This is a genomic window from Bacillus sp. AP50, from assembly GCF_040492675.1.
Lineage (GTDB): Bacteria > Bacillota > Bacilli > Bacillales > Bacillaceae_G > Bacillus_A > Bacillus_A cereus.
The window spans coordinates 1-12320 of the sequence record NZ_JBEUTW010000368.1 but is presented as its reverse complement, the minus strand read 5'-3'; the positions used below and the strand labels follow the sequence as shown (position 1 = coordinate 12320).

Below are 12320 nucleotides of genomic sequence, written 5' to 3'. Positions count from 1 at the left end.
GAAGCAATTGAAGTGTTTATGGATCATGGAGAACATATTTAAAACCTAAGGAAGAGGGCGCTTATAGTGTCCTCTTTTTAATATCTATTATTTATATGATGAGGTTGCAGGTACGTCTTTTGGTTATTGTTTGATAAACGTAAGATGTTTCTAAAAATGTGTATACAAAGGTGTAATTTTGTACTGTATATGTTCACGTACTATATAAAAAAGTATGAAAATCTATAAAAATAATTATTTCAATAAAATTTGTTTTAGATATTAAAAAGTGCCAAAACCCTTGTGGTATAAGGGGTTTGGCACTTTTGTGTTTTTTATATTTTATCAAATGAACAATTCTAAAACTGTTCATTCTTCTCCCAAGATTCAACGATATAATGTGCGATCGTCGGATTGAAGCCTTTACCAACTAAAAACATAATCGCAGCAACTTCTGTTAATGCGTGTTCATGTGATGTATGTTTTGCTTCATTTAAACCGTAATCTACCCATGGTTTTACGAAATCTAGTACGGGTTTCTTGAAAGGTAAAAACTGTGTACCGACAACTTGTTGAATTTGTTGTTGTGTTGGTTCAGTAATTGGTCCAGGTGGTAAGATTTGTGGTTGTGTAATGCCTAGTGTTGGTCCAGGTGGTAAGATTTGTGGTTGAGTTGGATCTATTGTTGGTGGTTTAGGTGGTGAGACACGTGCGTCGTAGTTTGGTTGATACATTTGTTGTTGGTATTGCGGTTGTTGTGGTTGAGTTGTGTATGGGTTTTGTGGTGCTGCATATGGATTTTGTTGATATTGTTGTTCTTGGTTTTGTGGTGCTGCATATGGATTTTGTTGATATTGTTGTTCTTGGTTTTGTGGTATTACATATGGATTTTGAGGATATCGCTGTTCTTGATTTTGTGGTGCTGCATATGGATTTTGAGGATATTCATAATTTGGACGTGTGTCATATGGATTTTGTTGAAATTCAGTTTCTTGGTTTTGCGTTGTTGCATATGGGTTTTCGTCATATTGTGGTTCTTGCTGTTGTAACTCTTGTTCTTCGTATTGTTCTGTGTATCTCTGTTCTTGTTGTTGAGGATACAATGGTTGCCTTGGATAAGGCGGTTGATTATTATAGAACATGTTTATTCCTCCTTCATGATGATGCCTACCACCTAGTGTATGGGCGGACAAGAAAATATGTGATGAAAAAATGCGGGCGTGTTACAATAAGTAACTGGGTGAAGATAAAATGACAAAACAAGAAAAAATTCAAAAAACAATTACTTTTGTAAAACATATTTTAGAAAAAGATGCGAGTGGGCATGATTGGTATCATATTGAACGTGTACATAAAATGGCGATTTCTTTATCTGAGCAAGAAGGTGGAAATCGTTTTATAATTGAAATGGCAGCATTACTTCACGATGTGGCAGATGAAAAGCTAAATGAAAGTGAAGAAGCAGGAATGAAAAAAGTTTCTGATTGGTTAGAAGAGCTACGGGTTGAAGAAGAGGAAAGTAAACATATTCTTCATATCATCGCCAATATGTCTTATAAAGGTGGCCATGGCGGCACAGTAGAGTCACTTGAAGGGAAAATTGTTCAAGATGCGGATCGTTTAGATGCTCTTGGTGCAATAGGGATTGCTCGTACATTTGCATATGGTGGGGCGAAAGGGAGATTAATGTATGACCCAACTATTCCGCCGCGTGAAGAAATGACGAAAGAAGAATATAGAAAAAATAATGATCCATCTTTAAATCATTTTTATGAAAAACTTTTGAAATTAAAAGATTTAATGAATACGAATGCAGCAAAACAAGAGGCTGAAATTCGTCATCGTTATATGGAACAGTTTATTGAACAATTTATGAAAGAGTGGAATGCACAAATATGAAAATGTTAACTGTGGAGAACTTATCAAAATCATATGGGGAAAAGCCGTTATTTGATGGATTATCATGTAGTATTACAGAAGGACAACGTGTCGGAATTATCGGTGTAAACGGAACTGGTAAATCGACATTATTAAAAATTATTGCAGGATTAGAAACTCCTGATACAGGTGATATGACGCATTCACGTGGGTATACAATTAGTTATTTATCACAGCAACCAGAGTTTGATGAAAAACTAACAGTATTAGAGCAAGTGTTCCATGGTGATACACCTTTAATTCGTCTTCTTCGTGATTATGAAAAAGCACTATTAAATATTGAAAAAGATCCAAGTAATGAAAAAGTACAGGAACAATTATTTGCAGTGCAGCAACGTATGGATGCAATGAGTGCATGGGAAGCAAATGCAAGTGCGAAATCTCTTTTAACGAAATTAGGAATTACAGATTTCACTGCAATTGTTGGGAATTTATCTGGTGGACAGAAAAAACGTATCGCAATGGCACAATGTTTTATTGAAACACCTGATTTATTAATTTTAGACGAGCCTACGAACCATCTTGACCATGAGACAGTTGAATGGTTAGAAGAATATTTAGCAAGATATACAGGTGCGGTATTACTTGTAACCCATGATCGTTATTTCTTAGATCGTGTGACGAACCGTATTTTTGAATTAGATAATGGTAAATTATATAGCTACGAAGGAAACTATAGTACATTTTTAGAAGCGAAAGCACTTCGTGAAGAGCAAGAATTGGCACAAGAATCGAAACGCCAAAATTTATATCGTCGTGAACTTGCTTGGATTCGTCGTGGTGCAAAAGCCCGTTCTACGAAACAAAAGGCGCGTATTCAGCGTTTTGATGAGCTAAAGGAACTAGAAGGACCAGCTGCAAAACAGTCAGTTGATATTGCACTTAGCGGTAGCCGTCTTGGGAAAAAAGTACTTGAGTTAAAAGATGTAACGAAAAAATTTGGTGATAAAACGGTATTAAACAACTTTAATCATATTGTGAAACCAGGCGATCGCATCGGAATTATTGGAGCGAATGGAAGCGGGAAATCTTCGCTATTAAATATGCTTGCAGGTAAGTTATCTCCTGATAGTGGTGAAATTGAAGTTGGACAAACTGTAAAAGTTGCTTATTATACGCAAGAAAATGAAGAGATGAATTTAAATCAGCGTATGATTGAATACATTAAAGAGATTGCAGAAGTTATTCATACGACAGATGGAAAAGTAATTGGTGCATCTCAAATGTTAGAACGTTTCTTATTCCCGACGCATTCACATGGTACACCACTTGGTAAACTATCTGGTGGTGAAAGAAGACGTTTATATTTATTACGTATTTTAATGGGAGAACCAAACGTACTTTTACTTGATGAACCTACAAACGATCTAGATACACAAACATTAACAGTACTAGAAGATTATTTAGAAGATTTCCCAGGTGTCGTTTTAACTGTATCGCATGACCGTTACTTCTTAGATAAAGTAGTAGATGAACTGTTCATCTTTACTGGCGGAGGCGAAGTGCGTGAATTCCTAGGTAGTTATACAGATTATTTAGAAATGGAAAAAACGAGAGAACTTATGGAGAAAGCGGAAGTTCAAAAAGAGAAAAAAGTTGTAGAAGAAGCTCCAAAACAACAACGTAAACGTAAACTTTCATACAATGAACAGCGTGAATGGGAAACGATTGAAGATACAATTGCCGAACTTGAAGAGAAAATTGAGTCAATTGGAGAAGAACTTGCGAAAGTTGGATCTGACTTCACAAAGGCACAGGAATTATCTGAAGCACAGCAGAAAACAGAAGAAGAGCTAGAAAAACAGATGGAAAGATGGAGTGAACTATCAGACATCGTTGAAGGATTAAAATAAAAACAAGCTGCATATATTGAAAAGTAAAGAGAAAAACTTTACACTATTGGTAGAACCTATTTTAGGAGGGAAAAAATGAGAACATCTAATCCAATGTTGAAAAAAGAGGCATTCCGTAAAGAGGGAGCAAGCGCTTCTGCGATGACGATTGGCGGAACAGTAGGCAAAACGTTCATTATGCTTATCTTGCTACTTGCAACGTCTGTCTATTCATACATACAGATGATGCAGGGGACGATGAAGATGCCAGTATTAATTGGTGCTTTAATCGTTGCGGCAATCATCGCATTTGCGTCTATGTTCTTCCCGCGCATTTCACCTTTTGGTGCACCAATCTATGCAGCGGTAGAAGGGGTTGTGTTAGGAAGTATTTCAGCAGTTTATACAATGAAATTTGGCGATTCTATCGTTTTAAATGCTGTATTACTAACAATCTCAATTCTATTTGCAATGTTAGTGTTATATGCAACACGCGTAGTAAAAGTAACGGATAAATTCCGTACAGGCGTTATGGCAGCAACACTTGGAATTATGGTTATGTATTTAGTCGTATTCCTACTAAATATGTTTGGTGTAACTGTTCCATACATTCACCAAGGTGGTACAATCGGTATTATTATTAGTGCAGTTGTTATTGTAGTTGCTGCATTAAACTTATTACTAGATTTCGATTTAATCGAAAATGGTGTACGTAGTCAAGCTCCGAAATATATGGAGTGGTATACTGCGATGGGACTAATGCTTACATTAGTATGGTTATACTTAGAAATTCTTCGTTTCGTTTCTTACTTTACGAAAAATGACTAATAAAAAAATCCTGCATGAAAAATGCAGGATTTTTTTATTTTCAAAGATATATTGAATGTATGGTATAATATGGATGATAGCAACTTGAAGTGAAGGAGATGGAATATGATGAAAGAGAAGAAGGGGATTATGAAAAAATTATTTTCTAAAAGTTTTTTCATAGAACTAGATGAAGCTTTAACGTATCCATCATCAAAAGTTATTACTTCAGCGATTGAAGGATATGCAACTGAATGCAATGAAAGACTAAAATTTGAGAGTAAAGTTAAACCGATTACTTTCTACTTAGAAAATGTAATGTACCGTGCTGAAATAAAGATGGCTCGCGGAGGATATTACATATCTTGTACTGAAGTGTAATAAATTTTGAAACTATACATGTTTGAACTATGTATGGTTTCTTTTTTTGTTTTGTAAGGTCCAAAATAATACTTTCTACTTACGGATATATCATTTTGTGCTTTTTACCATTCAAACATTTCTCCTTACAATGAAGAAAAACATGTGAGGTGGTATAACTTATGATGAATCGAGTTGTATTAATCGGTAGATTGACAAAGGAGCCAGAATTATACTACACAAAACAAGGCGTCGCTTATGCACGAATATGTGTTGCGGTGAATAGAGGATTTCGAAATAGTTTAGGTGAACAACAAGTCGATTTTATTAATTGTGTCGTTTGGCGCAAATCGGCTGAGAATGTAGCTGAATATTGTAAGAAGGGGTCGCTCGTTGGGATTACAGGGCGTATTCAGACTAGTAATTACGATGATGAACAAGGCAAGAGAATATATAGAACTGAAGTTGTGATTGAGAGTATTACCTTTTTGGAGAGAAGGCGGGAGGGGGCATCGTAATAAAAGGTGATTTTAAGTAATAGCTTCGGAAAAAATTGTGGAAAGTATTTTAATAAACTTAAAGAGGGGATACCGCCAGCTTTTTTGAAAAAACAAGTAAAGAGTATACAAAATTTTATAACGTTTTTTGGCTAATCCAGTAACAAACGAGAACCATAAAACCCATCACAGGATAGGAATGTATAAAAAGATGAATCGAGTGATAGAAAATAAAAAAAGGGATTCCTTCTGAGAGTAAGGAATCCTCCTTTTTGTTGCAACCGATAATAGGACGTTATGTTAATTAGAAATGTATACGATATTCATAAAATCCGAACTGTTCAATTTGTTAAAAAAAACTATAGTTGAAATTCTTTCTTTATAATTTCAGCTACTTCTGTAGCATTTAAATTCGTATTATTGATCCTTATATAATTTTTCTCTGTAATTTCTCCTTCTCTTGAATTTAATCTAAAATTTTCAAATGTGCTTAATAAATTTTGTTCAGATTGTTCAATCTTTCTTTTTGTTGGCTTATGTTCAAGTCGATGAGGTGTTTTATTTCGTTGAAGTCTTTCTTCTACATCAGCTTCTAATTCAACAAAATAAATATCAACCCCTTGGGAACGAAAAATATTACATATACTTTCAACATCATCCCAATCTTTCTTTTCATTAAACGCCCATACGTATGTAAAAATCATTCCATAATGTTCACTCTTTGAAAATGATTGAAATATTTCCTTTCGGAAAAGATGGGTTAATCGCCACATTTCCGAAGAGAATCCATACAATGGCTCCAATAAATCAATTGTCATATGGTTATGAAATAATTTTAAATCAGTCATCTTTGCTAGTTCTTGTCCAACTGTCATTTTCCCAACTGCTTGTGGCCCAAATATCAAAACAAACTTTTTCATCGAATTCCCTCCAAAAAATAATAAGACATTAATTATAAAATAAGAGATTCTGTAAATGTATCACAATCAAAATATTTTGTAGAATCTATATACTTTTCTGCCTTTTGTATTTATAAAAATAGTTGTCTTCCAATAACGAAAAATATGTAAATAAGCTATCCATATGGATAGCTTATTTACATATTTTTTTGTTTAGCGTGTTTTTTTCAAAAATAATGGCGATGCCTCAAGAAATGGATAAAAAATAAAAATCATCGGAAACGAAAGCTTTTAAAATCCCGTTCCTAATTTAAAATGTAAAAAGAATGAAATAGTATGGTAGCGGGAAGAAAGTAGTAAAATTAAGCATCCGAGTAGGAGTATAGAGTGATAACATGTTACAATACAGCTAAGAACATGCAATAAAGGAGAGTTTTTTACGTGAAGATTAAAGCAATTGAACCGACGCCAAGTCCAAATACAATGAAAGTTATTTTGAATGAAGTATTACCATCAGGAGCGCGTAATAATTATACAAATGAAAATAAAGAACAAGCACCAATGCAAGTGCAAGAAATTTTGAAAATTGAAGGCATTAAAGGTGTATATCATGTAGCCGACTTTTTAGCAGTGGAGCGAAATGCGAAGTATGACTGGAAAGTTTTATTACAACAAGTTCGTGCTGTTTTCGGCGAAGAAGTAGTGGAAGAAAGTGAAGAACAACAACTTGCTCATTTTGGAGAAGTGAAAGTGTTTGTTCAAATGTTCTTTACAATTCCAATGCAAGTAAAGTTAACAGATGGAACGACGGAAGAACGTGTTGGTTTACCTGATCGTTTTAAAGAATCAATTATGAAAGTGCAAATGTCTGCACCAAATGTTGTAAAAGAGCGTAAATGGGTGGAACAAAGTACACGTTACGGTAACTTTGAAGAAATCGGGAAAGAAGTAGTAGAAGAGATTGTTGCTGCTTATTCAGAAGAACGTGTAAATGAAACGGTTAAAGAATTATTAAATCAAGCAGGTGCTGTTGAAGTAACGATCCAAAAGCGTGAGCCATATAAAGTAACAGAAGAGATGATGAAAGATTCTGACTGGAAAAACCGTTTTGCAGCATTAGAACAAATGGATCCTACTGAAGAAGATATTCCAGTGTTGAAGATGGCGTTAGATGATGAAAAAGTTTCAATACGCCGTTTAGCAACAGCGTATTTAGGTATGGTAAAAGGTGATGAAGTATTACCGTTATTATATAAAGCTTTATTAGATCGCTCTGTAAGTGTTCGTCGTACTGCAGGAGATTGTTTATCAGATGTAGGTGATCCGGCAGCGATGTTCGTTATGATTAAATCTCTGAAAGATCCAAGTAAATTAGTACGCTGGCGTGCAGCTATGTTCTTATTTGAACTTGGAGATGAAAGTGCGATTCCAGCATTAAAAGCAGCGCAAGATGATCCAGAGTTTGAAGTAGCGATGCAAGCACGTCTAGCATTAGAACGTATTGAAGGCGGAGAAGAAGCAAAAGGTTCTGTATGGAAACAAATGACGGAGTCTCGTAAAGGGGAATAATATATGATTGTTTTCTATGATAGTTGGTGTCCGATGTGTACGGCGGTTGCAGAACGTACGAAAAAATTAGATAAAAAGGGTAAGATGAAATTTGTTTCATTTCGAGATGAAGATGTAGTTGAGAAGTATGAGCTTTCTCAAGAACTACAAAGTAAGATGGAACAAAGATTGTATATTTTTAAAAATAATAAGTGGTATGACGGCATTCATAGCATACATGTATTAGCAAAGGCCGTTCCATCTTATTGGTTTGCCGTTCCTTTTATAAAGTTATCTATCGTACTTGGTTTTGGAAGTAAAGTATACGATTATATCGCTAACAATAGAAAACTTGTTCCAGTGGGGCATTGCCGCGGTGGGGTTTGTGAAATCCCTACAAAAAAATGAAATCATCGTTATCTTTCTTTTGCACCTATTAATAGAGCGTGATATGATGAATTTGGAATGAAAGTTGAAGGAGAGATTACAAGATGTCAAATGCTTATGAAGAATACATGCGCCAAATGGTAATCCCAATGCGCCAAGAGTTAGTGCGTTCTGGGTTTGAAGAGTTAACTACAGAAGAAGCTGTAACAGAATTTATGGAAAATACATCAGGTACAACTTTAGTAGTTGTAAACTCTGTTTGTGGTTGTGCAGCTGGTTTAGCACGTCCATCAGCAGGTCAAGCGGTTGTTCGTGCTGAAAAACAACCTGATCATCTTGTAACTGTATTCGCAGGTCAAGATAAAGATGCTACTGCAAAAATGCGTGAATACTTCGGAGAAATTCCTCCATCTTCACCATCTATGGCATTATTAAAAGGAAAAGAAGTTGTTCACTTCATTCACCGTCATGAAATTGAAGGTGCAACTATGGACGAAATTATTACGAACTTAGAACAAGCTTTCGAAAAGAATTGCTAAAGAAGGGGGAGAGTAAATCTCCCTCTTTTCTTTATATAGAGGTGAAACAATGATCGTAACAACAGCAGGAAGAACGAATAAAGAAATGACAGATTATGCAAAGCAGGTAGCCGCAGAATTAAATCGTTCATTCGTTAAACGTAATGACATACCAGTACATAAGCTGCATGAGCAGTATGAACAAGATGTGCTTGTCGTAGGGAAGAACCGATTAGCTATTTATCCGAAAGGTACGGAAGAATCGTTTTTCTTTCATCCGAACTCAGCGATGTTTCGTGTGAAAAGGTTAATGCGTGGAGAACACGATCCGTTTGTACAAGCCACGCAATTAGAGAGAGGAATGACAGTGTTAGATTGTACGCTCGGGATGGCATCAGATAGTATTGTAGCTAGTTATGTTGTTGGTGAAAGCGGAAAAGTAACAGGACTTGAAGGCAATGAGTATATGGCTTATATTATGGAAAATGGTTTGAAAACATGGTCTTCATCCGTTTCTGAAATTGATGAAGCAATGCAAAGAATTCAAGTAAAGCAAACGGAGCATTTTTCATTTTTAGCGCAATGTGAAGACAATAGTTACGATGTCGTTTACCTTGATCCGATGTTTGAAGAAACTGTCATAGAATCCGACGGAATTAAAGGATTAAAACACTTCGCTTTGTATCATGATATTACTGATGAAACAATTGCGGAGGCAAAACGAGTGGCGAGAAAACGTGTCGTTTTAAAAGATCATTTTCGTAGTTCTAGATTTGAAAAACACAATTTTTATGTATACAAAAGAAAAAGTGCTAAGTTTCACTTTGGTGTAATTGACCCTTGCTAATTGTTTGAAAAGATGTATAATAAGCAATAATTAATTAAATATACTGTCTGTGATGAAGAGAGTAGTCTTTTTTAGAAGGAAAGCGAGCTAGGGATGGTGTGAGCCTAGTACGGAAGAAAAAGATGAAGCGCACTTCGGAGATGCTTCTTGAACGAATAGTAGAGAAAGCCGAGGCCCCCTGTCCTCGTTATAAACGGGAAAGTGGTTCGTAACGAACAACAAGGGTGGTACCACGGGTTAAAACTCGTCTCTTTTTTAGAGACGAGTTTTTTGTGTTTTAAAAAATAAGGAGGTTGTATCATGGATTATAAAATGCAGTTTGTGGAAAGTTTATCTAATATTTTCACGAATGAATTAACGCAAAAACAAATTTTAGATTTAATTGAAACACCGAAACAAGATGAATTTGGAGATGCAGCGTTCCCATGCTTTTCATTAGCGAAGCAATATAAAAAAGCACCAGCTCTTATCGCAAAGGAAGTTGCTGAGAAATTCAATGATCCGTTTTTTACGAAAGTAGAAGCCGTTGGTCCTTATGTAAATGTATTTTTCAATCGTGAAACTGTAAGTGATGCAGTATTAAAAATAGTTTTAGCGGAGAAAGAAGAGTTCGGTCAAAACCACTTTGGCTGTGAAAAAACAGTAGTAATTGATTATTCCTCTCCTAATATCGCGAAACCTTTTTCGATGGGGCATTTACGTTCTACAATGATAGGAAATTCGCTGAAACATATCGCTGAAAAATGTGGCTATGAAGTTGTAGGGATTAATTATATAGGAGATTGGGGAACACAGTTTGGAAAGTTAATTACGGCTTATAAAAAATGGGGAAATGAAGCAGTAGTTAAAGAAGATCCAATACGTGAGCTATTTAAGTTATATGTCCAATTCCATGAAGAGGTAAAAGACGACGAAGAACTAGAAGAAGAAGGACGTGCTTGGTTTAAGAAATTAGAAGAAGGTGATGAAGAAGCGGTAGAGCTTTGGAATTGGTTCCGTCATGAGTCCCTTAAAGAATTTTCTCGCATTTATGAACTTCTCGGCGTAGAATTTACTAATTTTCAGGGAGAAGCATTTTATAATAATTTAATGGAAGATTTTATTGGGATTTTAGAAGAACATGAGTTGCTTGAAGAATCAGAAGGTGCATTAGTCGTTAATTTAGAAGAAGAAGGAATGCCGCCTTGTTTAATTAGAAAATCAGATGGTGCGACGATTTATGCAACGCGTGACTTAACGGCAGCTTTATATCGTCAAAACACTTATGGGTTTGATAAAGCGCTATATGTTGTTGGTCCAGAACAAAGCTTACATTTCAATCAATTTTTCACCGTATTAAAAAAACTTGGCTATACTTGGGTTGATGGTATGGAACACGTACCGTTTGGCTTCATTTTAAAAGATGGTAAGAAAATGTCGACACGTAAAGGAAGAGTTATTTTACTTGAAGAAGTACTCGAAGAAGCAATCGAACTTGCAAAACAGAATATTGAAGAGAAAAATCCAAACTTAAAACAAAAAGAAGTAGTAGCAAAGCAAGTCGGTGTTGGTGCAGTCATCTTCCACGATTTAAAAAATGAGCGTATGCATAATATCGAATTCTCATTAGAAAATATGCTGAAATTTGAAGGAGAAACAGGACCTTACGTACAGTACACACATGCACGTGCTTGCTCTATTTTAAGAAAAGAAAGTGTAGAATTTGAAACATGTACGTTTGCTTTAAAAGATGATTATAGCTGGAGTGTCGTAAAATTACTTAATAAATTCCCTCAAGTAATTGAAGCAGCTTTCAATAAAAATGAGCCATCTATTATTTCGAAATATATATTAGATGTAGCACAATCATTCAATAAATATTACGGTAATGTTCGTATATTAGAAGAGAGCGAAGAAAAAGACAGCAGACTCGCATTGGTTTATGCTGTGACGGTTGTATTAAAAGAAGGATTACGTTTACTTGGGGTGGAGGCACCTGAGGAGATGTAACATAGTAGTAAACTGACAAACTGGGCCTAGTATAAACCTGGTTTGTTTTTTTATTGGATATATATTTTTTTGCAAAATCAATTAAAATCTTTTTAGAGAGGGTGATTCATATTGATTCGAACTTTTATTTTACAAATTCCTTGTCATAGAAGATTAGATAGGAGTTTTTTTAAACTACAAAAGTACATACCTTTATGTGCGCGTTGTACAGGCATGCTTATTGGTATTTTAATGTTTCCAATTTATTTTTATATGACACCTTCATTTCTTTTGGCAATCATACTATCATTTTTCGCTCAAATTCCGTTACTTATCGATGGGTTCACCCAAAAGTGGAAATGGAGAAGTAGCTCAAATTTGCTAAGAATAACTACTGGTGTATTAAGCGGTAATGGTATGGGATTATTCATTTCCTCTAGTGTTATATGGATATTATCTTAAGATATATAGTAATGGAGGTATTTACATAGATGTTCTGGATTTACTTAATTCTAATTTTTATTTCAGGTGGAAGTGGAATTGGTTTTATGATTCAAAATAAGTATACAGAAGCAATAATAGCTTTTGTTATTTGTATACTATTGTTTGGGCTACTGTATTATTATCTTAAGAGAAACAAAAGAAAGAGAAAAGCAGATTGTGATGATTTAGACTGTACGGATTGTTTTGATTGTGATTGTACTTGTTAAATTTTTCTTCCAAATAAAAAGCTAGTGTAT

General features: G+C 35.0%; 14 protein-coding genes and 1 other annotated feature. Of the genes, 12 read left to right on the top strand and 2 right to left on the bottom strand.

Annotation, left to right across the window (positions count from 1 at the left end):
* Positions 1-338: 338 nt before the first annotated feature.
* Positions 339-1121, bottom strand: a complete 783-nt coding sequence (locus ABWK52_RS22605; protein WP_353772143.1) for a hypothetical protein — start codon at positions 1119-1121, stop codon at positions 339-341.
* A gap of 109 nt (positions 1122-1230) precedes the next feature.
* On the opposite strand from ABWK52_RS22605, the gene ABWK52_RS22600 reads away from it, so the two are divergent.
* From ABWK52_RS22600 to ABWK52_RS22580, 5 genes are all read left to right on the top strand, one after another.
* A complete protein-coding gene (locus ABWK52_RS22600; protein WP_000165966.1) occupies positions 1231-1878 on the top strand; it encodes an HD domain-containing protein in 648 nt (215 codons plus the stop codon).
* A complete protein-coding gene (locus ABWK52_RS22595) occupies positions 1875-3770 on the top strand; it encodes an ABC-F family ATP-binding cassette domain-containing protein (protein WP_097998225.1) in 1896 nt (631 codons plus the stop codon). The genes ABWK52_RS22600 and ABWK52_RS22595 overlap by 4 nt, the downstream gene beginning before the upstream one ends.
* 75 nt (positions 3771-3845) lie before the next feature.
* Positions 3846-4577, top strand: a complete 732-nt coding sequence (locus ABWK52_RS22590) for a Bax inhibitor-1/YccA family protein (protein ID WP_001260655.1) — start codon at positions 3846-3848, stop codon at positions 4575-4577.
* A 105-nt stretch (positions 4578-4682) separates the two neighbouring features.
* Positions 4683-4937 (top strand): DUF4318 domain-containing protein, encoded by a 255-nt coding sequence (locus tag ABWK52_RS22585; RefSeq protein ID WP_000975140.1) that lies wholly within the window; start codon positions 4683-4685, stop codon positions 4935-4937.
* Between the two features lie 161 nt (positions 4938-5098).
* On the top strand, positions 5099-5434 hold the full coding sequence (locus ABWK52_RS22580) for a single-stranded DNA-binding protein (RefSeq protein ID WP_000982014.1): 336 nt from the start codon (positions 5099-5101) through the stop codon (positions 5432-5434).
* 338 nt (positions 5435-5772) lie between these two features.
* Here the strand turns inward: ABWK52_RS22580 and ABWK52_RS22575 are convergent, their stop codons facing one another.
* Positions 5773-6333: an AAA family ATPase gene (locus ABWK52_RS22575; protein WP_000714950.1), complete on the bottom strand. Its 561-nt coding sequence runs from the start codon at positions 6331-6333 to the stop codon at positions 5773-5775.
* Between the two features lie 420 nt (positions 6334-6753).
* Between ABWK52_RS22575 and ABWK52_RS22570 the strand changes: the two genes are divergently transcribed.
* The 7 genes from ABWK52_RS22570 (at position 6754) to ABWK52_RS22540 (ending at position 12290) form a co-directional block, all read left to right on the top strand.
* Positions 6754-7881: a conserved virulence factor C family protein gene (locus ABWK52_RS22570; protein WP_000692580.1), complete on the top strand. Its 1128-nt coding sequence runs from the start codon at positions 6754-6756 to the stop codon at positions 7879-7881.
* A 3-nt stretch (positions 7882-7884) separates the two neighbouring features.
* Positions 7885-8268 (top strand): thiol-disulfide oxidoreductase DCC family protein, encoded by a 384-nt coding sequence (locus ABWK52_RS22565; protein ID WP_000634873.1) that lies wholly within the window; start codon positions 7885-7887, stop codon positions 8266-8268.
* Positions 8269-8351: 83 nt separating this feature from the next.
* A complete protein-coding gene (locus ABWK52_RS22560) occupies positions 8352-8786 on the top strand; it encodes a BrxA/BrxB family bacilliredoxin (protein WP_000063706.1) in 435 nt (144 codons plus the stop codon).
* Between the two features lie 49 nt (positions 8787-8835).
* A complete protein-coding gene (locus ABWK52_RS22555) occupies positions 8836-9612 on the top strand; it encodes a class I SAM-dependent methyltransferase (protein ID WP_016077794.1) in 777 nt (258 codons plus the stop codon).
* 40 nt (positions 9613-9652) lie between these two features.
* Positions 9653-9867 (top strand) — a binding site (T-box leader).
* A gap of 45 nt (positions 9868-9912) precedes the next feature.
* Positions 9913-11601 (top strand): arginine--tRNA ligase, encoded by a 1689-nt coding sequence (gene argS / locus ABWK52_RS22550; RefSeq protein WP_098542225.1) that lies wholly within the window; start codon positions 9913-9915, stop codon positions 11599-11601.
* A 111-nt stretch (positions 11602-11712) separates the two neighbouring features.
* Complete coding sequence (locus ABWK52_RS22545; RefSeq protein ID WP_000621475.1) at positions 11713-12042, top strand: DUF2085 domain-containing protein; 330 nt, start codon at positions 11713-11715, stop codon at positions 12040-12042.
* A 29-nt stretch (positions 12043-12071) separates the two neighbouring features.
* Positions 12072-12290 carry a hypothetical protein gene (locus ABWK52_RS22540; RefSeq protein WP_000498601.1) on the top strand — a complete coding sequence of 73 codons (219 nt, stop codon included), beginning with the start codon at positions 12072-12074 and terminating at the stop codon, positions 12288-12290.
* The last annotated feature ends 30 nt before the right edge of the window (positions 12291-12320 follow it).

What these genes read in the sequence shown, in the direction of transcription:
- ABWK52_RS22600 (WP_000165966.1), top strand. Translation starts at nt 1,231, where the DNA reads ATGACAAAACAAGAAAAAATTCAAAAAACAATTACTTTTGTAAAACAT.
- ABWK52_RS22580 (WP_000982014.1), top strand. Translation starts at nt 5,099, where the DNA reads ATGATGAATCGAGTTGTATTAATCGGTAGATTGACAAAGGAGCCAGAA.
- ABWK52_RS22590 (WP_001260655.1), top strand. Translation starts at nt 3,846, where the DNA reads ATGAGAACATCTAATCCAATGTTGAAAAAAGAGGCATTCCGTAAAGAG.
- ABWK52_RS22555 (WP_016077794.1), top strand. Translation starts at nt 8,836, where the DNA reads ATGATCGTAACAACAGCAGGAAGAACGAATAAAGAAATGACAGATTAT.
- argS (WP_098542225.1), top strand. Translation starts at nt 9,913, where the DNA reads ATGGATTATAAAATGCAGTTTGTGGAAAGTTTATCTAATATTTTCACG.
- ABWK52_RS22560 (WP_000063706.1), top strand. Translation starts at nt 8,352, where the DNA reads ATGTCAAATGCTTATGAAGAATACATGCGCCAAATGGTAATCCCAATG.
- ABWK52_RS22540 (WP_000498601.1), top strand. Translation starts at nt 12,072, where the DNA reads ATGTTCTGGATTTACTTAATTCTAATTTTTATTTCAGGTGGAAGTGGA.
- ABWK52_RS22605 (WP_353772143.1), bottom strand. Translation starts at nt 1,121, where the DNA reads ATGTTCTATAATAATCAACCGCCTTATCCAAGGCAACCATTGTATCCT.
- ABWK52_RS22585 (WP_000975140.1), top strand. Translation starts at nt 4,683, where the DNA reads ATGATGAAAGAGAAGAAGGGGATTATGAAAAAATTATTTTCTAAAAGT.
- ABWK52_RS22575 (WP_000714950.1), bottom strand. Translation starts at nt 6,333, where the DNA reads ATGAAAAAGTTTGTTTTGATATTTGGGCCACAAGCAGTTGGGAAAATG.
- ABWK52_RS22595 (WP_097998225.1), top strand. Translation starts at nt 1,875, where the DNA reads ATGAAAATGTTAACTGTGGAGAACTTATCAAAATCATATGGGGAAAAG.
- ABWK52_RS22565 (WP_000634873.1), top strand. Translation starts at nt 7,885, where the DNA reads ATGATTGTTTTCTATGATAGTTGGTGTCCGATGTGTACGGCGGTTGCA.